The organism is Leisingera sp. XS_AS12 (assembly GCF_041224635.1).
Taxonomy (GTDB): Bacteria; Pseudomonadota; Alphaproteobacteria; order Rhodobacterales; family Rhodobacteraceae; genus Leisingera.
Map to the genome: position 1 here is coordinate 34,428 of NZ_JBGFGM010000105.1, position 22,773 is coordinate 57,200.

At 65.5% G+C, this 22,773-nt stretch carries 18 protein-coding genes; 8 read left to right on the forward strand and 10 right to left on the reverse strand.

Translation table 11 applies throughout. From position 1 onward, the window contains the following. Positions 1-83 precede the first annotated feature (83 nt). From AB9K35_RS13895 to AB9K35_RS13905, 3 genes are all read left to right on the forward strand, one after another. Complete coding sequence (locus tag AB9K35_RS13895) at positions 84-1,487, forward strand: FAD-binding oxidoreductase (RefSeq protein WP_369926941.1); 1,404 nt, start codon at positions 84-86, stop codon at positions 1,485-1,487. 501 nt (positions 1,488-1,988) lie between these two features. Continuing rightward, positions 1,989-2,318: a hypothetical protein gene (locus AB9K35_RS13900; protein WP_369926943.1), complete on the forward strand. Its 330-nt coding sequence runs from the start codon at positions 1,989-1,991 to the stop codon at positions 2,316-2,318. A 209-nt stretch (positions 2,319-2,527) separates the two neighbouring features. Then, positions 2,528-5,035 carry an FAD-dependent oxidoreductase gene (locus tag AB9K35_RS13905; protein WP_369926945.1) on the forward strand — a complete coding sequence of 836 codons (2,508 nt, stop codon included), beginning with the start codon at positions 2,528-2,530 and terminating at the stop codon, positions 5,033-5,035. 62 nt (positions 5,036-5,097) lie between these two features. Here AB9K35_RS13905 and AB9K35_RS13910 read toward each other — a convergent pair whose 3' ends face one another. From AB9K35_RS13910 to AB9K35_RS13925, 4 genes are all read right to left on the reverse strand, one after another. After that, positions 5,098-5,844, reverse strand: a complete 747-nt coding sequence (locus AB9K35_RS13910) for an HNH endonuclease (protein WP_369926947.1) — start codon at positions 5,842-5,844, stop codon at positions 5,098-5,100. Positions 5,845-5,988: 144 nt separating this feature from the next. Then, the gene (locus AB9K35_RS13915; RefSeq protein WP_369926949.1) at positions 5,989-6,645 is read right to left on the reverse strand and encodes a DUF938 domain-containing protein; all 657 of its coding nucleotides are present in this window, start codon (positions 6,643-6,645) and stop codon (positions 5,989-5,991) included. Beyond that, positions 6,645-7,715 carry an NAD(P)/FAD-dependent oxidoreductase gene (locus tag AB9K35_RS13920; RefSeq protein ID WP_369926951.1) on the reverse strand — a complete coding sequence of 357 codons (1,071 nt, stop codon included), beginning with the start codon at positions 7,713-7,715 and terminating at the stop codon, positions 6,645-6,647. Before AB9K35_RS13920 ends, AB9K35_RS13915 begins: the two co-directional genes overlap by 1 nt. A gap of 5 nt (positions 7,716-7,720) precedes the next feature. After that, positions 7,721-8,668, reverse strand: coding sequence for an aldo/keto reductase (locus tag AB9K35_RS13925; RefSeq protein WP_369926953.1), 948 nt, complete (start codon positions 8,666-8,668; stop codon positions 7,721-7,723). A gap of 139 nt (positions 8,669-8,807) precedes the next feature. Between AB9K35_RS13925 and AB9K35_RS13930 the strand changes: the two genes are divergently transcribed. The 3 genes from AB9K35_RS13930 to AB9K35_RS13940 all read left to right on the forward strand — a co-directional run bounded on the left by AB9K35_RS13930 (position 8,808) and on the right by AB9K35_RS13940 (position 11,144). Continuing rightward, positions 8,808-9,248, forward strand: a complete 441-nt coding sequence (locus tag AB9K35_RS13930; protein WP_369926955.1) for a hypothetical protein — start codon at positions 8,808-8,810, stop codon at positions 9,246-9,248. Then, positions 9,245-10,480, forward strand: coding sequence for an HlyD family secretion protein (locus AB9K35_RS13935; protein WP_369926957.1), 1,236 nt, complete (start codon positions 9,245-9,247; stop codon positions 10,478-10,480). The genes AB9K35_RS13930 and AB9K35_RS13935 overlap by 4 nt, the downstream gene beginning before the upstream one ends. A gap of 85 nt (positions 10,481-10,565) precedes the next feature. Then, on the forward strand, positions 10,566-11,144 hold the full coding sequence (locus AB9K35_RS13940) for a hypothetical protein (protein ID WP_369926959.1): 579 nt from the start codon (positions 10,566-10,568) through the stop codon (positions 11,142-11,144). A gap of 123 nt (positions 11,145-11,267) precedes the next feature. Here AB9K35_RS13940 and AB9K35_RS13945 read toward each other — a convergent pair whose 3' ends face one another. The 4 genes from AB9K35_RS13945 to AB9K35_RS13960 form a co-directional block, all read right to left on the reverse strand. Further along, positions 11,268-12,344 carry a BMP family ABC transporter substrate-binding protein gene (locus AB9K35_RS13945; RefSeq protein ID WP_222455201.1) on the reverse strand — a complete coding sequence of 359 codons (1,077 nt, stop codon included), beginning with the start codon at positions 12,342-12,344 and terminating at the stop codon, positions 11,268-11,270. A 72-nt stretch (positions 12,345-12,416) separates the two neighbouring features. Then, positions 12,417-13,337, reverse strand: a complete 921-nt coding sequence (locus tag AB9K35_RS13950) for an ABC transporter permease (RefSeq protein WP_369926961.1) — start codon at positions 13,335-13,337, stop codon at positions 12,417-12,419. A gap of 1 nt (position 13,338) precedes the next feature. Beyond that, the gene (locus tag AB9K35_RS13955) at positions 13,339-14,421 is read right to left on the reverse strand and encodes an ABC transporter permease (RefSeq protein WP_222455199.1); all 1,083 of its coding nucleotides are present in this window, start codon (positions 14,419-14,421) and stop codon (positions 13,339-13,341) included. 57 nt (positions 14,422-14,478) lie between these two features. After that, positions 14,479-15,996, reverse strand: coding sequence for an ABC transporter ATP-binding protein (locus AB9K35_RS13960; RefSeq protein WP_222455198.1), 1,518 nt, complete (start codon positions 15,994-15,996; stop codon positions 14,479-14,481). A gap of 685 nt (positions 15,997-16,681) precedes the next feature. Between AB9K35_RS13960 and dnaE the strand changes: the two genes are divergently transcribed. Beyond that, positions 16,682-20,194: a DNA polymerase III subunit alpha gene (dnaE, locus tag AB9K35_RS13965; RefSeq protein WP_369926964.1), complete on the forward strand. Its 3,513-nt coding sequence runs from the start codon at positions 16,682-16,684 to the stop codon at positions 20,192-20,194. Between the two features lie 42 nt (positions 20,195-20,236). Here the strand turns inward: dnaE and AB9K35_RS13970 are convergent, their stop codons facing one another. Together AB9K35_RS13970 and AB9K35_RS13975 are read right to left on the reverse strand one after the other, a co-directional pair. Further along, on the reverse strand, positions 20,237-20,674 hold the full coding sequence (locus tag AB9K35_RS13970) for a nuclear transport factor 2 family protein (RefSeq protein ID WP_222455196.1): 438 nt from the start codon (positions 20,672-20,674) through the stop codon (positions 20,237-20,239). 195 nt (positions 20,675-20,869) lie between these two features. Further along, entirely contained in the window at positions 20,870-21,064 is a 195-nt protein-coding gene (locus AB9K35_RS13975; RefSeq protein WP_222455195.1) for a SlyX family protein, read from the reverse strand. A gap of 221 nt (positions 21,065-21,285) precedes the next feature. Here AB9K35_RS13975 and hisS point away from each other — a divergent pair, with 221 nt between their 5' ends. Continuing rightward, positions 21,286-22,773 (forward strand): histidine--tRNA ligase, encoded by a 1,488-nt coding sequence (gene hisS / locus AB9K35_RS13980; RefSeq protein WP_369926966.1) that lies wholly within the window; start codon positions 21,286-21,288, stop codon positions 22,771-22,773.

Here is a 22,773-nt window from a genome sequence, read left to right on the forward strand (position 1 = left end):
TCGTGCCTTGCACCCGGCCTGCGGGCGCCTATAGTGCCCGGGTAATTGATAAGCATACCCACCAGCTTCCAGGAGCCCCGCCCATGGTCCAAGCCACCTCACTGCCCCGCAACGAGGCCGGGATCCGCGCCGCGATCGACACCCTTCAGGACCGTCTGGGCGACCGGCTGCAGACTGGCCAGGCGATCCGCGAACAGCACGGCCACACCACCACCTGGATCACCAACCAGGCCCCCGACGCGGTGGCCTTCCCCACCTCGACCGAGGAGGTCGCCGAGATCGTACGCACCTGCGCCGAACACGGCGTGCCGGTGATCCCCTTCGGCACCGGCACCTCGCTCGAAGGCCATGTGAACGCGCCCGCCGGCGGCATCTGCGTCGACATGATGCGGATGGACAAGATCCTCAGGGTCAATGCCGAGGATCTCGACGTGGTGGTGCAGCCCGGCGTCACCCGCGAGCAGCTGAACACTTACCTGCGCGACCAAGGGCTGTTCTTCCCGATTGATCCGGGCGCCAATGCCTCGCTCGGCGGCATGGCGGCGACGCGCGCGTCCGGCACCAATGCGGTGCGCTATGGCACCATGAAGGACAATGTGCTGGCGCTTGAGGCGGTGATGGCCGACGGCGGTGTGATCCGCACCGCGCAGCGGGCCAAGAAATCCTCGGCCGGCTATGACATGACCCGCCTGCTGGTCGGCTCCGAGGGCACCCTTGGCCTGATCACCGAGCTGACCCTGAAACTGCAGGGCATCCCCGAGGCGATCCGCTCCGCCCGCTGCGCCTTCCGCAGCGTCGACGACGCCTGCCGCGCGGTGATGATGACCATCCAATACGGCAGTCCGGTTGCCCGGATCGAGCTGCTGGACGCGCTGAGCGTGCGCGCCGCCAACGCCTATTCCGGGCTTGAGCTGCCGGAAACGCCGCTCCTGCTGCTGGAATTCCACGGCTCCGACGCGGGCGTGGTGGAGCAGGCCGACATGTTCGCCTCCATCGCCGAGGAATTCGGCGGCTTCGACATCGCCGCGACATCAACCGCCGAGGAGCGCAGCAAGCTATGGCAGGCGCGCCATGACATGTACTGGGCCAGCCTGCAGCTACGCCCGGGCGCCAAGGGCATCTCCACCGATGTCTGCGTGCCGATCTCGCGGCTGGCCGAATGCGTTTCCGCGGCCCGCGAAAAGGCCGAAGAAATGGGCCTGATGGCACCGATGGTCGGCCATGTCGGCGACGGCAACTTTCACGCGCTGCTGCTGATCGACATGGACAGCGCCGAAGAGCGCGCCAAGGCGGATGAATATGTCGGCTGGCTCAACGAGATGGCGATCTCGATGGAGGGCACCTGCACGGGTGAGCACGGCATCGGCCAGGGCAAGCGTCCCTATCTGACCCAGGAACTGGGCGAGACCACCCGCTACATGGCCGCCATCAAGGCGGCGCTGGATCCGGAAAACATTCTCAACCCCGGCAAGATCTTCGAGATCTGACGAAAGCCCGCCAGCCTTGGCGCTGCAGGCAGGCCTTGGGATTTGAGTATTTGAAGAAAGATGAAAGTGACGTCCGCGCCTTCATCTTTCCCAAAATACTCACTGCGCGCCGCGGGGGTGTTGCGCCGCCGCCGCACGCCGCTGTCACCGCATGTAAAGACGGTTATGTCAGGTTGGCTTGGATCGCGGTCATTGCCGGGCCTGACACCCCCGGCTCCCAGGAACAGGGCCCCCTTGGCAGGGGGCACGCAGAGACAACGTTTAGCGTGCGGGCGGATACGCCCGTCCCGCCTCGGCCCCCGTGGCGGCGCCGCCATCCTCAGCCGCTGCACAGCGTGAGCGACATAGACAGTACCGAAGCAGCACCGGCAGGGCAGGGGTCCTGGCCGGATAGCGGCAATTGTGCCGGTTCTGCGCAGAATTGCCCGCAAACCGCCGCAATTTCGCGCCCCATGCCGTTGCCCGCTGGCACCCGGGCGAGGAAGTAGGCGGAGACCACCCATGGGACTGAAAAAAGCCGTTGGCATCCTGTTGTGCAGCACCCAGGCGGTGATCGGTGCGGATTACTACATCCAGACCCGCGATGCGGGGCTGGGCTGGGGTGATCTCAGCGCCACCGATTACGGCACCATCGTGCAGGATCGCTTTGCCCGCGCCCGTGCCGCCAAGGCGGCAAGAGGCGACGCGGAAACGTCCCTGTGGGGCGACGTTGCCAGCTATGGCAAGAGCCTGCTGGGCGGCGGCGAGCAGCTGGCCGAAGCGCAGGCCGCCCCGCAGGAAGAGGCGCCGCAGCCGGTCTGCGTGCGCCGTGGCACCGTGGCCGACTGCTGAGCGCAGGCGACGACACCGGTTTTCCAGTATAGCGATTCAGCCGAAATGCCGGGTGAAACAGGCCGTTGGCGGGGTTTTTCGCCAGAAACCTGTCGAGCTTGGCGCGCAAGGTCGGTTTTGGCTGTTTTTGCGTCGGCTGGATTTCGCGCCGCCGCACGCGCTTGGGCATAACCATTGCCAAGAATCTCATAACGCTGGAGAGCCGGAGAATGAAAACCCAAGTCAAAGCACTTGTTGTGGGCGGCGGCGCCGTCGGCACCTCGATTGCCTATCACCTGGCCAAGGCCGGGTGGGACGATGTCATGCTGATCGAACGGGACGAGCTGACTTCCGGTTCGACCTGGCACGCAGCCGGCCTGCTGCCGCTGTTCAACATGTCCTATGCGACCACCCACATCCACAAGTACTCGGTCGATTTCTACAAGACCCTGGAAGAGGAAACCGGCCTGAACGCGGGTTTCGCCGTGGTCGGCAACCTGCGCATGGCGCAGACCCAGGAGCGCATGGACGAATACATGCTCTATGCCTCCACCGCCGAGACCTGCGACGTGAAATACGAGTGGCTGACCCCGGAGCAGATCAAGGAACGCTGGCCGCTGATCGAAACCTCCGATCTGAAGGGCGCGATCTACCACACCGAGGACGGCTATATTAACCCTGCCGACGTGACCCAGGCGATGGCCAAGGGTGCCCGCCAGCGCGGCGTCGAGATCGTCCGCAAGATGCAGGCAGACGCGTTCCACTGGAACGGCACCCACTGGGAAGTCACCTGCACCAAGATGATCGAGAAGGGTGGCAACCTGGTCGAGTCCGACGAGAAGGTGGTGATCACCGCCGAGCACGTAGTGACCGCCTCCGGCAACCACGCGCAGCGCACCGCCAAGATGCTGGGCATCAAGATGCCGGCGATCCCGGTCGAGCATACCTTCATCGTCATGGATCAGGACCCCGAGCTGGTCAAATGGCGCGAAGCGGGCAACCCCGAGCACCCGGTGATCCGCGACGCCGACAACGAATCCTACGCCCGCGAGGAGCGCGGCGGCTGGATCCTCGGCATCTACGAACACGGCGCACCGGCGCGGTTTGAGCATGGCGTGCCGGACAGCTTCCGCGCCGACCTGTTCCCGCTGGACCTCGACCGGATCGCCGACCAGTACATGGCGATGGCAGAGCGCGTGCCGTCCTGCGCCGAAAGCGGCCTCAAGGACGACTTCAACGGCCCGATCTGCTACACCCCCGACGGCAACCCGCTGGTCGGCCCGGCACCGGGCCTGCGCAACATGTGGCTGGCGGAAGGCTTCTCCTTCGGCATCACCGCCGCAGGCGGCACCGGCTACTACCTGGCGCAGATGATGGTGGACGGCGAGGCCGAGATCGACATGGCGTCGCTCGACCCGAAACGCTACTCCTCCAACTGGATGACCACCGAGTTCGCGGCCCGCAAGAACGAGGAGTGCTACGAGCACGTCTACATCCTGCACCACCCGGACGAAGAGCGCGAAGCCTGCCGTCCGCTGCGCACCGCCCCCGCCTATGACCGTCAGAAGGCCCGCGGCGCACAGTTCGGCTGGGTCAACGGCTGGGAACGCCCGAACTACTTCGGCCCCGTCGATGCGCCGGAGAACTTCGACAGGGAAAGCCGCTCGTTCCGTCGTGGCAAGTGGTGGCAATACGCCGTGGAAGAGGCCAAGGCGATCCGCAACGGCGTTGGCCTGATCGACGCGACCGCCTTCACCAAGCATGTCGTCAAAGGCCCCGGTGCCACCCAGTTCCTCGACTGGTTCACCTGCAACAAGCTGCCGAAGGTCGGCCGCATCAACCTGACCTACGCGCTGACTTCGCATGGCACCACGCGCACCGAATACACCATCGTGCGCAACGGCGAGAACAACTACTACCTGGTCTCCGCCGGTGCCTGGTCGGAGTATGACGCCGACTTCCTGCGCAAGGCGGCCGAGGACAAGATGGAGGAGTTCGGCTACATCGAGATCCAGGACGTGACCACCCAGTGGGGCGTCTTCGCCATCGCAGGCCCCAAGTCCCGCGACGTGCTGAAAGAGGTGATCGTCGACGCCGACCCTGAAACCGCGCTGTCCAACAAGCGTTTCCCCTGGCTGTCGGCCCGTCAGATCGAGCTGGGCATGTGCCCGGTCAACGCGATCCGCGTGGCTTACACCGGTGAACTCGGCTGGGAGCTGCATCACCCGATCGAGATGCAGAACTACCTCTTTGACCTGCTGGAAAAAGCGGGCGAGAAGCACGGCATGAAGCTGGTCGGCGCGCGTGCGCAGAACTGGCTGCGCCAGGAGAAATCCTACCGTGCCTTCGGCAACGAACTGGGCCGCGACGCGACCCCGCTGGAAGCCGACCTGCCGCGTTTTGTCGACCTGGAGAAGGACTTCCACGGCAAGGAGAAGCTGATCGAGACCGGCGTGCGGGTGAAATGCTGCACCCTGCTGATCGACGGTCCCGAAGACGCCGATCCCTGGGGCCGCGAGGCGCTTTATGCCGAGGATGGTACCCGTGTGGGCCGTCTCACCTCCGGCGGCTACTCGGTCGCCTTCGAGAAATCCATCGGCATGGGCTATGTGAAGCCCGAGATGGCTGTCGAAGGCACCAAGCTGAAGGTCAAGATGCAGGACAAGCTGTGGGATGCCGTCGTGACCTGCGACAGCCCCTACGACCCGAAGAACGAGACCATCCGCCAGAACGGCTGATCCACGTTGTACTCAGGGCGGGGGCTGGGTCATGCCCCCGTCCGCATTGTTCATCAGTTTTGTCAGTTACATCTAAGCCACATATGTCGGCGATGGCGTTCCAAAAAATCTTGCGAAGGCAAGAACCTAGCAGGCATGGCTAGCCTCGTGCTGTCGGTACGTTCCAGCTGGCTACGCGCGGCCTTTGGAACGTCGGGCGCGATGATCATCCGATAATCTTCGTCAAAGGAAATCAAATGCCGATCAAATGCGCGGTCATGCAGTGCGTTGAGGCAAAGACCGTTGTGCGGGTTAAACCTGAGCAACCTGTCCTCTGCCCAGCCGACGATATGACTAGCCGTCAAGAGGCGGGTGTCTTCAAGCCCGGTCAGTGCGCAGCGGCTGCGGTATGATGCAAGGATCATCTCTCTAAAGAAGCCCTGACCTTGGCGCCGAGTTATTGTAGTCGCTTGCGGTTGGGATTGCTGAGCCTCATAGCGGCTCTGCCTTTCGGCGAACCCGTCAACCGCGGGTAGGTCGTCCGAGCCTGCCAGCGGTGTGGTATCGCGTATCAAAGTTTCAGGTGATGTCAGGAATTGTTGCCAGACTTTCCGGTCTGTTGCCGACGCATTGGCCATGCCGCGTTGCGGCACACTGTCATCAAGTGCGGCAAGATTGGTGAGTTTCAGCGCGACGGCGCTGGCACTTCGCCCTATCCGACTGGCCAGAGCTATGACATCAGGGTTGCCCTTGTGAAACTTGCCGAATTCAAGCCTTAGATAGAGTAAAAGCGCCGCGCGCACCTCATCTTCGCTCCAGTTTCGCCGCATTAAAATGCCTGTAAAATGAATGTGGTAGGGTCAAATCTACTTACAGGCTGCCAGGCCGGGTTTCCGGCTGCAAGAGGGAACAGTTCGTCGGCGTGGGACGCTTGCGTATCTGTAGCTATATTATGCCTATGAATGCCAAATGGATTAGGGAATATTCTTCTCCGCCGCCAGCGCCAGGTTGTTGGCGGGCATCTCTACCGCCTGCAACAGCTCCAGCCCGGCGTCGTGCAGCCAGTCGATGACGTCGAAATCATCCTTGTAGCCGGTCTCGGGATCATGGGCGCGCAGGGCGGCGTCAAAGCTGCGGTCACCCTCGCTGGTCAGCGCGCCGCCGCGCGTGAACGGGCCGTAGATCACGAAACGCCCGCCGGGTGCCAGCGCCGCGGCGGCCTCGGTGATCAGGCATTTCGCCTCCGCCTCGCTGACCAGGTGCAGGAGGTTCACCAGCACGATCAGATCCTGCTGCCCGTGCTGCGCGGCCCAGCCCGGCGCGGTGGCGTCCAGCGCGACGGGGGGCAGGATGTTGTCCAGCCCGGCCTCCTGGATGTAGGTGCGGATGCTGTCGCGGCGCACCGCGTCCACCTCGGTCGGCTGCCAGGTCAGGCCGGGCAGGCGGGCGGCGTGGGCGACCACATGCTGGCCGGTGCCACTGGCCAGCTCCAGCGCGCGGCCCCTCGGCGGCGCCACCATGGCCAGCAGCTGACCGATCGCCTCGCAGTTGCGGGCCGAGGCAGGCGCGAACAGCTTGCCGTCCTGCGGCAGGGCGACCGAGGCGGCGCCGGGAACAGACCGCACCGGCATCAGCGCAGCCGCCCCGGTGTCAGCGCGGAGACCGTGGCCGCGTCCAGCTCGGGCGCGCGCCCTGCGACCAGATCGGCCAGCAGCTGTGCGGCCGCGGGGGCGGTCTGGATGCCATAGCCGCCTTGTGCCGCACACCAGATGAAGTCGGGTTGATCCGGCTCCGGCCCCAGCACCAGCGCGCCGTCGCGCACGAAGCTGCGCAAACCGGCCCAGTTGTGCTCCACCCGCGTCACCGGTTCGCTGACGTATGCCTCGTAACGCGCCAGCCCCTCGGCCAGCACCATGTCGTCGGCAAAGGCGTCATGCGGCTCTGCCGGGTCGGCCTCGGCCGGAGAGACCAGCAGCTTGCCCGCGTCCGGCTTGGCGTACCAGCTCTCGCCCGGGCCCATGAACATCGGCCAGCCGGTGACATCATGGCCGCCGGGGGCGGGCAGCCGCGCCATCGACCGGCGCTTGGGCTGCAGGCCGATCGGAGCGACCCCGGCCAGCCGCGCCACCTGGTCGGCCCAGGCGCCTGCCGCGTTGACCAGCTGGCGCGCCTCGAACAGCTCGCCGCCCGCGGTAACCTGCCAGCCCTGCGCGCTGCGGCTGATCGCGGTGACCGGCACACGGGTGCGGATCACCGCCCCATTGGCGCGGGCTTCGCGGGCAAAGCCCTGCAGCAGCAGATCGGCGTCCAGGTCCTGCGGATCGGCATGCCAGGCCGCGCGGGTGATCCGGTCGGGGTGCAGGACCGGCACCATGGCGCAGGCCTCGGCGGCGCTGATTTCCTCCAGCCCCAACTCCGCCATTTCCTGCGCAAAAGCGGCGTCCTCGCCGGCGCCGCCCAGCAGCAGGAAACCGCGCGGCGACAGGCAGCCCGCGGCGCGGTGATGGGCGGCGCTGGCGCGGCTGAGCGCGACCACCGGGGCCGGGCCATAGGTCTCGGCGAACATCGCCGCCGACCGCCCCGAGGCGTGGTACCCCAGCGCCTCTTCCTGCTCCAGCACGGTGACGCGGCCCAGCTCCGACAGCCGTGCGGCGGCGCTGAGACCCGCCATGCCGCCACCGATGACGATGAAATCCTGCACGGGCGTTACTCCTGCTCTTCCAGACGGTCGGTGGCCGGCGCGGGACGCAGGCTGAGCGCGCTGATGGCGCTGTAGAGATCGGCGTCCATGTCAAACTCCAGCGCCGCCAGCGAGGGGCGCAGCTGCGCCTCGTTGCGGGCCGAGATGATCGGCATCGGACGGCTGGGATGCGCCGCTGCCCAGGCCACCGCCAGGGTGGCCGGATCGCAGCCGTGTTCCGCCGCCAGCGTCACCAGCCCACGGGCCGCCTCATGCATGTACGCCTGCCCGTAGCGCGCGCCGTAGCGGCTGTCCTCGCGCAGCCGCCCGGCGCTGTCGCCGCTGGTATATTTGCCGGTCAGCAGCCCGCCGCCGAGCGGCGAGTAGGGGGCAACCGCGATGTCCTGATCGGCGCACATCGGCAGGATCTCGACCTCGGCCTGGCGTTTCACCAAAGAGTACATCGGCTGCAGGATATCCACCGCGACGCCCAGGTCCCGCCCCAGCATCTGTGCCTTCATCACCTGCCAGGCGGCAAAGTTCGACAGGCCGACATAGCGGATCCGCCCGGTCTCCTTCAGGGAGGCAAAGCACTCCAGCGTCTCGCGCAGATCGGTCTGGGGATCAAACCGGTGCAGATACAGGATATCGACCATCTCCAGTCCCAGGCGGCGGCAGCTGTCGTCGAGCTGGGCGCGGATATTGGCCGCACCGGCACCACCGGTATAGCCCGCCTTGGTGGCGATCAGCAGCGCGTCGCGCTCGGCGCGGATCAGATCGCCGAGGATACGTTCCGACTGGCCGTCGGTATAGACCCAGGCGGTGTCGAAATGATTGATCCCGGCGGCGCGGCAGGCGTCGTACATCGCCGCAGACTGCGCGGCATCGGCGCGGCCACCGAACTGCATGCAGCCAAAGGCAAATCTGCTCGCCGGGGTTGTGTCGGGGCTGGTCAAAAGCGTGGTTCTGGTCATGCCGCGACACTGCCACGCCGGGCGCGGATGGCAAAGGGGTTTCCCGCAGCTTTCCACAAAAGGCTTTGTCGGATCTGCAAGCGGTGCAACTATTGCATGTGCTTTCACCAAGTCATTTTGTATCAAAAGGGGCATTCGAATGACGACGCCAGAAGTTCATCCGATGGCAGCGGGCCACATACCGTCCTACGTGGTCGCTGCGGACGGCAGTGATTTCCTGTTCAGCTTCATGGCGGTGTTCACCGTCGTCATGGTCCTGCTGATCGGGGTGGCCTATTTCTCTCTGCACGCGCTGCCCGAGAGGATGGCGCACAAAAGCAATCACCCGCAGTTCCAGCTGGTCGGCATCCTGGCGCTGCTGGCGCTGTTTACCCACAACAATGTCTTCTGGATCGCGGCCATCCTGATCGCCGGCTTCCAGATCCCGGATCTGGTCAGCCCGCTGCGCGCCATCGCCGATGCGATCCGGGGGCAACGGGGCACGGCGGCGTCGGCAGCAGGGCAGGCCGCGCCGCCCCAGCCGACTCAGGGCAGCGCCTCTGCGCAGGGGCAAGCCGTGGCAGGGGGCGCTGACCGATGATCGAGACACTGTTGTGCGCGCTGGTCACCATCCTGCCGGATTTTCTCTATCGCCGCTTCGTGCAGGGAAAGCGCATCGGCCGGGAACTGACGCTGTTTTCCGTCTGGTATGAGCTGCGCTGGGGGCTGACCGCCTGCGTGATGCTGACGCTCATGGTGATCACCACCCTGTTCTACTTTCATCCCGCCACCAAGACGGTGGCGTCCTACTTTCGCACCGTGACCATCCTGCCGCAGGTTGGCGGCCGCGTTGCCGAGGTCTATGTCGAGAACAATCAGGAGGTTAAGGCAGGCGAGCCGATCCTGCGGCTGGAAGGGCTCTCGCAGCAGGCGGCGCTGGAATCCGCGCGCGCGGCGATCGCCGAGGTGGAGGCCGCGCACAAACTGGCGGAGACCGATCTCGCCCGCGCAAAGGCGGGGATTGCCCAGGCGCAGGCGGCGCTGGCGCAGGCGCGGGACGATCTGGAGCGCAATCAGCAGCTGCGCGACCAGGGCTCCAGCGCGGTGCGGCTGACCGAGATCGAACGGCTGGAAAACCTGGTTGCCCAGCGGGAGGCCGCGGTGGAGGCCGCCGAGGCGCAGATGGCGGCGGTGCAGCAGCAGATCGATGTGCTGATCCCGGCCCGGATGTCCAGCGCCGAGGCGCAGTTGCACCTGGCCGAGGCCGAGCTGGACAAGACGCTTGTCACCGCCGGTGTCGACGCCCGGATCGAACAATTCGCGCTGCAGGTGGGCGATTATGTCAGCCCGGTGTTGCGCCCGGCGGGCATCCTGGTGCCGCTGGAGTCGGGTCGAAACCGTTTTCAGGCGGGGTTCAACCAGATGGCGGCACAGGTCATCAAGCCCGGCATGGTGGGGGAGATCGGCTGCATGACCAAACCGTTCACGGTGATCCCGATGGTGGTGGTGGCGGTGCAGGATGTCATTGCAACCGGCCAGCTGCGCCCGACGGATGAGCTGCGCGACCTCAAGAACATGCGCGAACCGGGCACCATCACGGTGATCATGGAACCGCTGTATGCGGGGATGGTGGAGCCGCTGCCCCCGGGCAGCAACTGCATCGCGAATGTCTACACCAGCAACCACGCGCGGCTGCAGGAGGATGACAGCCTTGGCACCGGCGAGCGCCTGTTCCTGCATGTGGTGGATACCATCGGCGTCGTGCATGCGGCGGGCCTGCGGCTGCGCCTGTTGCTGATGCCGGTGACCACCCTGGTTCTGTCGGGTCATTGACCGTTTGCGCGGGGCGACAGGCCATATTGCCGCCCCGTTTGGCCGCTAGGCTCCGGCGCGAGCAATTGCGCAAAGGAGAGTTCTGGTGAAACCGTTTGTGTCAGTCGCGGCCGCAGTGGTGTTGACGGCCTGTGCCGCCCCCGAAAGGCCCGATTACTGGACCGCCACCCGCACCGGCCATGGCGGGAATGGCAGCGCGCCGATGACAGCGCCGGATCTCGGGTATCGCGCCGGGGCGGAAGCCGCGCTTGCGCCGCATGTGGCGATGCGCCCGGGCGTCCACCGCACCCGCAGCGGTGCGCCCTGGCTGGTGGCCCATTCCGCGGGGTTCCAGGCCGGCGGCCCGCGGCTCAACCCGGCCGCGGCGGCGCAGGCGGCCTTGACCTACATGGAGCGGGAGCGCAGCGAACCCTATGCCGCGCAGGCGGAGCTGGGGAACACGCGGGCCCGCTTTCGGATCGTCACCGTCGATGGCAGCAGCTTCGCGGTGCTTTTTGCCCTCAACATGCCCAAGGCCGACCTGCGCGCGCCGGACAGCGCGGCACTGCAGGCGCTGACCGCCCATGCCGCGCAGCTGTCCGGTTGCAGGGTCATCGGGGCGCCGCTGGTGCAGCAGCACAAGGGGCCGGTCCGCAGGCTGGCAGCGCCGGTCTCCTGCGGCTGAGCTTCCCGGGCCGGGCCGGACCGCCGCCCTGCCGCGCCTTGCTGCGCCGGAGCCGCGCAACAAAAAAGGCCCGCCGACAGGCGGGCCTTTCGGGTGTCAGGGGCGCGGCTGACCGCGCGCCGCTTATTGCGGGATGTCGCCTTCCAGGCCTTCGACATAGAAGTTCATGCCGGCCAGGGTGCCATCGTCGGCCACTTCACCTTCGGCCAGCCAGTCGCTGCCGTCCTGCTTCTTCAGCGGGCCGGTGAACGGGTGGTAGTCGCCAGAGGCAATCTTCTCGATCAGGGCTTCGGCCTCGGCTTTCACCTCGGCCGGAACCGCGTCGGTGATCTCGCCAATGCCGACCATGCCGGCGCCGATGCCGTCCCAGGTGTCAACCGACTCCCAGGTGCCATCCATCACGGCCTTGGTCCGGGCGATGTAGTAGGGCGCCCAGTTGTCGATGATCGAGGAAATCCGCGGCTTGGGGCCGTATTCCGCCATGTCGGAGGCCTGGCCGAAGGTGTAGACATTGCCGGCCGCCTGGGCCGCCGCCTGCGGCGCGGTGGAGTCGGTGTGCTGCAGGATCACGTCGGCGCCCTGTTCGATCAGCACCTTGGCCGCATCCGCTTCCTTGGCCGGGTCGAACCAGGTGAAGGCCCAGACGATCTTGAACTGGACGTCCGGGTTCACCTTCTTGGCGTGGATATAGGCCGAGTTGATGCCGCGGATCACTTCCGGGATCGGGTAGGAGCCGATGTAGCCGATGATGTTGCTCTCGGTCATGTGGCCCGCGATGGTGCCCTGCACCGCGCGGCCCTCGTAGAAGCGGGCCGAGTAGGTCGAGACGTTCTCGGCGCGCTTGTAGCCGGTGGCGTGCTCGAACTTCACGTTGGGGAATTTCTTGGCGACGTTGATGGTCGGGTCCATGTAGCCAAAGGAGGTGGTGAAGATCAGGTCCGCGCCTTCCAGCGCCATCTGGGTCATCACGCGCTCGGCGTCGGGGCCTTCGGCCACGTTTTCCACGTAAACGGTTTCGACCTTGTCGCCGAACTCGGCTTCGACCGCCTTGCGGCCCTGGTCGTGTTCATAGGTCCAGCCGCCATCGCCGACGGGGCCGACGTAGACAAAGCCCACCTTGGTCTTGTCCTGCGCCCAGGCCGCACCGGCGGCAAGGCCGAGCGCCACGGCGGCGCTGGTCAGAAGTTTGGTCAGTTTCATGTTTGGGACTCCCCGTTTTGGTTGTGTCGCCCAGGAGAGGACCCTGGGCGGGATCGTGTGCCGCCCGCCATATCAGCGGGAGGCATGGAAATTACGGCCGAGCGAGGCGGGTGCGCTGCTCTTGTCCGCCGAAAGGATAACAAGCACAATAATCGTAATCAGATAGGGCGACATTGCCAGATACTCGACCGGGATGGCAACGCCCGCCGCCTGCAGATTGAGCTGCACTACGGTGACACCGCCGAAAAGATAGGCACCCAGCAGTGCGCGCCAGGGCTTCCAGCTGGCGAACACCACCAGCGCCAGGGCAATCCAGCCGATGCCGGCGGTCATGCCCTCGGTCCACTGCGGCACGCGAATGAGGCTGATGTAGGCGCCGCCGAGACCCGCGCAGGCGCCGCCGAACAGGATCGCCATGATGCGGATGCGGATCACCTTGTAGCCGAGCGCATGGGCGGCCTCGTGGTTCTCGCCCACCGCGCGCAGCACCAGGCCCATGCGGGAATATTTCAGCACCCACCACACGGCGGCGGTCAGCGCGATGCCGAAGTAGAGGATGATGTCATGGCCGAACAGGATCGGGCCGACGACGGGCAGGTCGCTCAGCACCGGGATGTGGATGTCCCCCATCCGCGGCGGCTTCACCCCGACGTAGGACTGCCCCATCAGCGCCGAGAGGCCAAGGCCGAACAGGGTCAGCGACAGGCCCGAGGCAACCTGATTTGCCTGCGCGAACTGGGTGAGGATGGCAAACAGCACCGACAGCGCGGCACCGGCAAAGGCGGCGGCAAAGAAGCCCAGCAGGGGCGAGCCGCTCTCCACCGCGGTGGCAAAGCCCGCGATGGCGCCGACGATCATCATCCCCTCGACGCCGAGGTTCAGCACGCCGGATTTCTCCACCACCAGCTCGCCGATGGCGGCGAGCAGCAGCGGCGTCGCCGCCACCATCAGTGAGGCGATCAGCAGGACCGGGTTGATTGCAGACAGATCCATGTTACGCGACCTCCGGCTTGCCGATTGCGATGCGGAAATTGGTGAGCAGGTCGAAGGCCAGGAGGAAGAACAGAAGCATCCCCTGGAACACCTGGATGGCAGCCGCGGGCAGCTGAAGGTTCGACTGCGCGATGTCGCCGCCGATATAGGTCAGCGCCATCAGCCCGCCCGCCAGCAGGATGCCCACCGGGTGCAGGCGGCCAAGGAAGGCCACGATGATCGCGGTAAAGCCGTAGCCGACGTTGAAATCGATGGATATCTGGCCGGAGGGGCCGGAGACCTCGAACATGCCGGCCAGCCCGGCCAGCGCCCCGGACATGCCAAGGCAGAACAGCACCAGCCGCGCGGGGTTGACGCCGGCAAACTTGGCCGCCCGCGGCGCCTCGCCGGTCAGGCGGATGTGATAGCCGGTCATGTGGCGGTTCAGCAGCACATAGGCAAAGATCACCGCGATCAATGCGGCCACCACGCCCCAGTGCATGCCGGTGCCGGCGATCAGCTCGGCATTGTGGGCGCTGTCATAGGCCTGCAGGTTGCGCGAGCCGGGAAAGCCGAAGCCCTCGGGGTTCTTCAACAGCCCCAGCGAGACCGAGGCAAGGAACTGCTCGGCCACGTAGACCAGCATCAGGGAGACCAGGATCTCGTTGGTGCCGAAGCGGGTCTTCAGGATCGCCGGGATCATCGCCCAGGCCCAGCCGCCAAGCGCGCCGGCGATCACCATGATCGGGAAGATGTAGAAGGCCTCCAGCGGATAGAACGCAAGGCCGGCACCGGCGCCGCAGATGGCGCCCATGATATACTGGCCCTCGGCGCCGATGTTCCAGATGCCCGCGCGAAAGCCCAGCGACAGGCCGATGGCGATCAGCACCAGCGGCGCGCCTTTGACCAAAAGCTGCGGGCGGTAGTAGAAGGAAAACTCGCCGAACAGCGGTTCCCAGAAAATGGTGCGGATCGCCTCCACCGGCGGTTTGCCGAGGGCCGCAAACAGCAGCCCGCCGAACACCATCGTTGCCAGCACCGCCACCAGCGGCGTCGCCAGCGACCAGGCCCGCGACGGCTGCGGCCGTTTCTCAAGCCGGATCATTGCGCGGCTCCCTTTTCATCTTTCTTGAAATACTCCCGCCGGAGGCGGACACCGACCTCAGACATGCGCCACCTCCATGCCATGGGCACCGCCCATCATCAGGCCGATCTCCTCGACCGTCAGGCCCGCGGCCTCGCGCGGCGCGCTCAGGCGGCCCTCGTTGAGGGCGGCAAAACTGTCGGAGATCTCCATCAGCTCGTCCAGGTCCTGGCTGATGCAGATCACCGCGGCGCCCTTGGCGGCCAGATCCAGCAGCGACTGGCGGATGGCGGCGGCGGCGGCGGCGTCGACACCCCAGGTCGGCTGGTTCACCACCAGCACATCCGGGTTCTGCAGCACCTCGCGGCCGATCACGAACTTCTGCAGGTTGCCCCCCGACAGGGAGCGCGCCGCATTGCCAGGGCCGGGCGTGCGCACGTCAAAGGCCTTAATGATGCGCTCGGCAAAATCCTTGGTCTTGCCCCAGTCGAGGAAACCGTTCTTCTCCAGCCCCTCGCGCACCGAACCGGTGAGCATGGCATTTTCCGTCAGGCTCATGTCCGGGGCAGCGGCGTGGCCAAGGCGTTCTTCCGGCGCGGCCAGCACCCCCAGCGCGCGGCGCGCGGTGGGGCCGTGGCGGCCGATGGGCTGCCCGTGCAGCTTGACCGCATCCGCCGCCGTCAGAACCTCGCCCGACAGCACGCCCAGCAGTTCGTCCTGGCCATTGCCGGCAACGCCGCCGATGCCCAGAATTTCACCCTTGCGCACCGTCAGGTGCACGTTCTTGAGCGATGTGCCAAAGGCCGACGGGGCAGGCACCGACAGGCCAGTGATCGCCATTGCCACCTCGCCGAACTCGCGGGTCTTGCGCTGCGGGGTCTGCAGCGAGCTGCCGACCATCATCTCGGCCATGTCGCGGGCCGAGGTCTCAGAAGGGGTGCATTCGCCGACGTTCTTGCCCAGCCGCAGGATGGTGGCGTGATCGCAGAGGGTGCGGATTTCCTCCAGCTTGTGCGAAATATACAGGATCGAGGTGCCCTCGGCGCGCAGCTTCTGCAGGGTCTTGAACAGGATCTCGACCTCCTGCGGGGTGAGGACCGAGGTCGGCTCATCCATGATCAGCAGTTTCGGGTCCTGCAGCAGGCAGCGGATGATCTCGACCCGCTGGCGCTCACCGGCGGAGAGGTCGCCGACGGTGCGGAACGGGTCCAGCGGCAGGCCGTAGGTTTCCGACACCTCGCGGATGCGGGCAGCAAGGTCGCGCATCTCCGGCGGGTTTTCCATGCCCAGGGCGATGTTCTCCGCGACGTTCAGCGCATCGAACAGCGAGAAATGCTGGAAAACCATGGCAATGCCATCGGCGCGCGCGGCGCGCGGTTCTGCCGGGGCAAAGGGCGCCCCACGCAAAAGCATCTGGCCGCTGTCGGGTTTCACCAACCCGTAGATCATCTTGACCAGCGTCGATTTCCCGGCGCCGTTTTCGCCGAGCAGGGCATGAACCTCGCCCTCGCCGATGTCAAAGGATACGCTGTCATTGGCCACAACGCCGGGATAGGCCTTGGTCAGGCCTTGCAGGCTTAGCAGGGGTACAGTCACGCGCGCCGGTCCTCTCTCAATCCGTGTTCTTCACCATGCCGCAACTGCAGCGGGAGTCGTGATGCCGCTTGCCACTGCGGGCCCGGCCCCGGCCGGGGCACCCGCAAAAAAGCGGCGGGAGCGGTGCAGGCAATCAGGTGATTCAACAGCGGCTGGCATAGCGTCTGATCCAGCACTTGGGAATAGGGCAGCCGCAATTGGCCTGTGTTTCCAGACCTCTGCGGCGTTGGTGCCGCAATGCGCCCGGCGCCGGAGACCCCCGCGCCAGTGCATGACCGAAAGAGATGAGCCATCATCCCCGGACCCTCCGCATTTCCCTGTTGACCCGTAGTGCCCCTTCGATGCGGTGGGGAAGGAGGCGGGCTGATTATTGCTTGCTGTCGCCAGCCTAGGGAGCAGCCCCTTGTCAAAGCAAGAAAAACCGCCGTGCCACCGCCGCGGCTCGCAGCGCAAGTAAATTGCCGCTTGGGCGGGCATCTCTTTATAATTAATGCGTTTTATCCGGTATTTCACGCGCGCTTACGGCATCGGGCGTGAAAGAGTTTCAACAGATCGGATAAAATACCACCCCGACCGCAGCGATTTTGGCGGGTGTTGGACCTGCACCAGACGGGCGCGCGGATGTCCTGGCGGGCGGGTGCAGAACGCCGTTCACCCCGGCGCGGCAATGGGATAGCTTTGCGGCATGACCAGCTCTCCCCGATTCATTCACCTGCGCACCCACACCGAGTATTCGCTGCTGGAAGGCGCGCTGCGGCTGAAGAAGCTGCCCGATCTGTGCAAGAAGCACGAGATGCCCGCCATCGCGGTGACCGACACCAACAACCTGTTCTCGGCGTTGGAATTCTCGGTCACGGCGAGCGGCGCCGGGGTGCAGCCGATCATCGGTTGCCAGGTCGACCTGCGGTATGCCGAGCCTGCGCCCGGCGAGCGGCCCAAGCCGCCCGCGCCGCTGGTGTTGCTGGCGCAGAGCGAGACCGGCTATGAGCACCTGATGAAGCTGAACTCCTGCCTGTACCTGCGGGAGGGCAACGAGCTGCCGCATGTGACGCTGGAGGAGCTGGCAGCGCATTGCGAGGGGGTGATCTGTCTCAGCGGCGGGCCGGACGGACCGGTGGGGCGGTTGCTGCAACAGGGGCAGCGCCCCGCGGCAGAGGCGCTGATGCAGCGGTTGAAGGCGATCTTTGCCGACCGGCTGTACGTGGAATTGCAGCGGCACCCAGGGGAGCATGGCCAGCCCGAGGCCGAGCAGCTGACCGAGCGCGGCCATGTCGAGATGGCCTATGCGATGGAGCTGCCGCTGGTTGCCACCAACGACGTCTATTTCCCGAACACGGAGATGTACGAGGCGCATGACGCGATGATCTGCATCGCCGAGGGGGCCTATGTCGACCAGGTGGAGCCGCGCCGCCGCCTGACCGCACAGCATTACTTCAAAAGCCAGGAGGAGATGGTCGCGCTGTTCGCCGACCTGCCGGAGGCGATTGAAAACACGGTGGAAATCGCCCGCCGTTGCGCCTTCATGGCGTATCGCCGCGATCCCATCCTGCCGAAATTCGCCGACGACGAGGTGGCCGAGCTGCGCCGCATCGCCAACGAGGGACTGCAAAAGCGCCTGGCGGTGATCCCGCATGCGGTCAGCGTCGAGGAATACCAGGAACGACTGGATTTCGAACTGGGCATCATCGAGGGCATGGGCTTTCCCGGCTACTTCCTAATCGTTGCGGACTTTATCCAGTGGGCCAAGGACCACGGCATCCCGGTGGGGCCGGGGCGGGGCTCGGGCGCGGGCTCTCTGGTGGCCTATGCGCTGACCATCACCGACCTTGACCCCTTGCGCTACTCGCTGCTGTTCGAACGCTTCCTCAACCCGGAACGGGTGTCGATGCCGGACTTCGACATCGACTTCTGCATGGACCGCCGCGAGGAAGTCATCAAATACGTGCAGGAGAAATACGGCCGCGACAAGGTGGGGCAGATCATCACCTTCGGCGCGCTCTTGTCCAAGGCGGCGGTGCGCGACATGGGCCGGGTGCTGCAGATGCCCTATGGCCAGGTGGACCGGCTGTCCAAGCTGATCCCGGTCGAGGGCGTGAAGCCGATGTCGATCGCCGACAGTCTGAAGGAAGAGCCGCGCCTGCGCGAGGAGGCCGAGAACGAGGAGGTCGTCGACCGGCTGCTGAAATACGGCATGCAGGTCGAGGGGCTCTTGCGCTCGGCCGGTACCCACGCGGCGGGGGTTGTGATCGGGGACCGGCCGCTGGACGAGCTGGTGCCGCTTTACCGCGATCCACGCTCGGACATGCCGGCCACCCAGTTCAACATGAAATGGGTCGAACAGGCCGGTCTGGTCAAATTCGACTTTCTGGGCCTGAAAACGCTGACGGTCATTCAGAACGCCGTGGACCTCATCAAGCAGTCCGGGCGTGACCTGCATGTCGCGGCCGATGGCACCCAGCTATACGAGCCACCGGAAGGGGCGGTGAACGAGATCAACGCCATCCCGCTGGATGACAAGGCGACCTACGACCTCTACTCGCGGGCAAAGACCGTGGCGGTGTTCCAGGTGGAATCCACCGGCATGATGGACGCGCTGAAGCGCATGAAGCCGACCTGCATCGAGGACATCGTGGCGCTGGTGGCGCTGTACCGTCCGGGCCCGATGGAAAACATCCCGGTCTATTGCGAGGTCAAGAACGGCCAGCGCGAGATCCAGTCGGTGCACCCGCTGATCGACCACATCCTGGAGGAAACCCAGGGCATCATCGTCTACCAGGAGCAGGTGATGCAGATCGCCCAGGTGATGGCCGGCTACAGCCTCGGCGGCGCCGACCTGTTGCGCCGGGCGATGGGTAAGAAGATCAAGGAGGCGATGGACGCCGAGCGGCCGAAGTTCGAGGCCGGCGCGGCCAAGAACGGCGTCGACAAGAAGAAGGCGAGCGAGGTCTTCGACCTACTGGAGAAATTCGCCAACTACGGCTTCAACAAGTCGCACGCGGCGGCCTATGCGGTGGTGTCCTATCAGACCGGCTGGCTGAAGGCGAACCACCCGGTCGAGTTCATGGCCGGCGTCATGAACTGCGATATCCACCTGACCGACAAGCTGGCGATCTACTTCGAAGAGGTGAAGAAGGGGCTGGGGCTCCCCTATGTGCCGCCCTGCGTCAACCGCTCGATGGCGACGTTCAACGTGGTGAACGGCGAGCTGGTCTACGCGCTGGGCGCGCTGAAGAACGTCGGCGTCGACGTCATGCGTCTCGTGACCGAGGCGCGCAGCGAAGACGGCCAGGAGCGGCCGTTCGTGAACCTGTTCGACTTTGCCCGCAGGGTGAACCTGAAACGGGTCGGCAAGCGGCCGCTGGAGATGATGGCGCGGGCAGGGGCCTTTGACCAGCTGGACAGCAACCGGCGGCGGGTGTTCGAGAGCCTCGGCGCGCTGGTCGACTATTCCGCGGCGGTGCATGACCAGCGCAACTCCAACCAGGTGTCGCTGTTCGGCGAGGCGGGCGAGGATCTGCCAGAGCCGCGGCTGCCGAATGTTCCCGACTGGCTGCCCGCTGAACGGCTGAGCGAGGAGTTCAAGGCGATCGGCTTCTACCTGTCCGGCCACCCGCTGGATGACTACATGCCCGCGCTCAAGCGCAAGAAGGTGATGACGCTGGACGAGGTGACGGCCAAGGCCGAACGTGGTCCCTTCATGGCCAAGATGGCCGGCGTAGTGGCCGGGCGTCAGGAGCGCAAATCAGCGCGCGGCAACCGCTTTGCCTTTGTCCAGCTTAGCGATCCCACCGGGGCCTTCGAGGTGACGCTGTTCTCGGAAGTGCTGGAAAAGTCGCGCGAATTCCTCGAGACCGGGGCCAAGGTGGTGATCACGGCCGAGGCCACGATGGAAAGCGATCAGCTAAAGCTCCTGGTGCGCTCGGTCGGGCCGGTGGACAGTGCGATTGCGGATGCCGGGCGCAGCTGCCTGCGGGTCTATCTCAACGACGTGTCGGCCGTGAACACCGTGGCGCAGGTGCTGGAAGACGCCAAATCGGCCGCCCGCAACGCCTCTCGCGGGGAGATCTTCATGTATTTGCAGGATCCCGGTCTGCCCGGCGATGTCGAGATGGACCTGGGCCAGCCGTTCCCCATCAACCCGCAGATCAAGGGCGCGCTGAAGTCGCTGGACGGGGTGATGGACGTGGAGGAGATCTGAGGGCAGGCGGCGTAGCGCGCCTGCCGCCGGATCGGGTCTGGATCACTTCCAGACCAGCTCCGCCCCGCTGAGGCAGACCGGCAGGGTCTCCGGGGGCATCTGGCCCAGCCCCTCGAACAGCTTGATGTAGTTCAGGCTGGAGTGGATCGCGGAGATCTGGCCATTCTCGACCTTGAAGATCATCTGGCCATCGAAATCGAACGGTGGGCGGTGCGGGTGATTGGTCACATGCACGTCGAAACAGGTGATGACCCAATCGCCGGCTTCCTCGAAGACGCGGAAGGTGAACTCCGGCGCGCCGCCCAGCAGCGCCTTCATGGTGGACACGAAATCCGACGCGATGAACTGTTTGCCCATCAGGTTGGACACCGGCCCGGTGGCCTCTGTCTCGTCCGAGAACATCTCTCCCAGCACCGCGTTGTTGTCGCGGTACCAGACCTCTTCGAACCAAAAATGTACCAGTTCCGCGTTGCTTGTCACTGCCAGCGTCCAATTTGTGCGTTTTGCGAACGCAATTAAAAAGGGCAAACCCATTTGCCAAGGCCAATTCAGCCCCAGCGTGCATGACCCTGCGGCAAATGCGCAAGCGGTTTCTTTGCGCGCGGCAAGTTTTCCACGCGCTGTGCTTCCGGCGCTGCGGCCGTCGGATGCTGTGCCGACCGGGCGGCGCAGGCGTCAGTAATGCGGCGGGCGCTCGTCGCCGAGGATCACGCCACCGGTGCCTTCCTGCTCGCGGCTGGCCTCGCGCTGCACCAGCAGGGCAACGCGGCGGGTCAGCACGTCGATCTCCTGTTGCTGGCGGGTGATCACGTCGCTCATCTCCTCCACGCTGCGGGTCAGATGGGCGATTTGCTCTTCCAGATGCTGCATGGTTCGGACCTCTGATTGCGGATGCATCTAAATAGGTGCGTTGGCGGCCAAGGTCCATGGTGTCCGGATAAAATCGCGGCCTGCGCCGGTCGGGATCTCGCGGGCGCCGGATTGGTTTTTACGCCTCTTCGGGCGCGACGCCGCGGCTCCTTCTTGCCGCCACGGCTTGCATCCGCTAGACCGCCACGCGAGTGAAACCGCTACCCGTGAGGAGGCCTCAGATGGCCAAAGTGAAGAAACAACCCCGCCCCAAGGCGCAAACGCCGAAGGGGTTCCGTGACTATTTTGGCGCGGAGGTGACCCAGCGAACTGAGATGCTGCGGGCCATCGCGGGTGTGTATCATCATTACGGCTTCGAGGCGCTGGAGTCCTCGGCGGTGGAAACCGTCGAAGCGCTGGGCAAGTTCCTGCCCGACGTCGACCGCCCCAACGAGGGTGTCTTCGCCTGGCAGGAGTTCGACGAAAAGGACAACGGCGAGTGGATGGCGCTGCGGTATGACCTGACGGCGCCCCTGGCGCGGGTCTATGCGCAGCACCGCAACGATCTGCCGACCCCCTATCGCCGCTATGCGATGGGGCCGGTTTGGCGCAACGAGAAACCCGGTCCGGGCCGTTTCCGCCAGTTCTATCAATGTGATGCGGATACTGTCGGCACGTCCTCGATGGCGGCGGATGCGGAAATCTGCGCGATGCTGTCGGACACGCTGGAGACCGTCGGCATTCCGCGCGGCGATTACCTGGTGCGGGTCAACAACCGCAAGGTCCTGAACGGCGTGCTGGAGGCTATGGGCCTTGCCGATGGCGACGCCAAGCGCGACGACGTGCTGCGCACCATCGACAAGTTCGACAAGGTGGGCGAGGCTGGCGTGCGCGAGCTGCTGACCAAGGGGCGGCTGGATGCCTCCGGTGCCTATATCGACGGCGTCGGCCTGTCGGAGGATCAGGCAGCCCCGGTGCTGGCCTTCCTCACCTCCAAGGCGGCGGATGCGGCGGGCACAATCGCCAACCTGCGCGCCGCGGTGGGCGACAGCAAAGCGGGTCAGGAGGGCATTGCCGAGCTGGAGCAGATCGGCGAGCTGCTGGCCGCGGGCGGCTATGGCCAGGACCGGATCGAGATCGACCCGTCTGTGGTGCGCGGTCTGGGCTATTACACCGGCCCGGTGTTCGAGGCCGAGCTGACCTTTGAAATTCTCGACGAGAAGGGCCGCAAGCGGCAGTTCGGCTCGGTTTCGGGCGGCGGTCGCTATGACGGTCTGGTCAAGCGTTTCACCGGCCAGGAAGTGCCCGCGGTGGGGGTCTCCATCGGCGTCGACCGGCTGCTGGCGGCGCTGCACGCCAAGGGCCGTCTGACGGCCGAGGCAACCGGCCCGGTGGTGGTCACGGTGATGGATCGCGCCCGGATGGCCGATTATCAGGCGATGGTCGCGGAGCTGCGTAATGCGGGCATCCGCGCCGAGGTTTACCTCGGCAACCCCAAGAACTTCGGCAACCAGCTGAAATACGCCGACAAGCGCAACTCGCCGGTCGCGGTGATCGAGGGGGGCGACGAGAAGGCAAACGGCGTGGTGCAGATCAAGGACCTGATCCTCGGCGCCAAGATCGCCGAGAACGCCACATTGGAAGAGTGGAAGGAACGCCCCAGCCAGTTCGAAGTGCCGCGCACGGAACTGGTTGCCAAGGTGCGTGAAATCCTCGACGGGCAGGGCTGA

Bases quoted from the DNA above. Each gene is read 5' to 3' on its own strand.
- hisS (WP_369926966.1), top strand. From the start codon at position 21,286: ATGGCCAAAGTGAAGAAACAACCCCGCCCCAAGGCGCAAACGCCGAAG.
- AB9K35_RS13900 (WP_369926943.1), top strand. From the start codon at position 1,989: ATGGGACTGAAAAAAGCCGTTGGCATCCTGTTGTGCAGCACCCAGGCG.
- AB9K35_RS13895 (WP_369926941.1), top strand. From the start codon at position 84: ATGGTCCAAGCCACCTCACTGCCCCGCAACGAGGCCGGGATCCGCGCC.
- AB9K35_RS13935 (WP_369926957.1), top strand. From the start codon at position 9,245: ATGATCGAGACACTGTTGTGCGCGCTGGTCACCATCCTGCCGGATTTT.
- AB9K35_RS13915 (WP_369926949.1), bottom strand. From the start codon at position 6,645: ATGCCGGTGCGGTCTGTTCCCGGCGCCGCCTCGGTCGCCCTGCCGCAG.
- AB9K35_RS13975 (WP_222455195.1), bottom strand. From the start codon at position 21,064: ATGCAGCATCTGGAAGAGCAAATCGCCCATCTGACCCGCAGCGTGGAG.
- AB9K35_RS13925 (WP_369926953.1), bottom strand. From the start codon at position 8,668: ATGACCAGAACCACGCTTTTGACCAGCCCCGACACAACCCCGGCGAGC.
- AB9K35_RS13910 (WP_369926947.1), bottom strand. From the start codon at position 5,844: ATGCGGCGAAACTGGAGCGAAGATGAGGTGCGCGCGGCGCTTTTACTC.
- AB9K35_RS13930 (WP_369926955.1), top strand. From the start codon at position 8,808: ATGACGACGCCAGAAGTTCATCCGATGGCAGCGGGCCACATACCGTCC.
- dnaE (WP_369926964.1), top strand. From the start codon at position 16,682: ATGACCAGCTCTCCCCGATTCATTCACCTGCGCACCCACACCGAGTAT.
- AB9K35_RS13950 (WP_369926961.1), bottom strand. From the start codon at position 13,337: ATGGATCTGTCTGCAATCAACCCGGTCCTGCTGATCGCCTCACTGATG.
- AB9K35_RS13945 (WP_222455201.1), bottom strand. From the start codon at position 12,344: ATGAAACTGACCAAACTTCTGACCAGCGCCGCCGTGGCGCTCGGCCTT.
- AB9K35_RS13955 (WP_222455199.1), bottom strand. From the start codon at position 14,421: ATGATCCGGCTTGAGAAACGGCCGCAGCCGTCGCGGGCCTGGTCGCTG.
- AB9K35_RS13905 (WP_369926945.1), top strand. From the start codon at position 2,528: ATGAAAACCCAAGTCAAAGCACTTGTTGTGGGCGGCGGCGCCGTCGGC.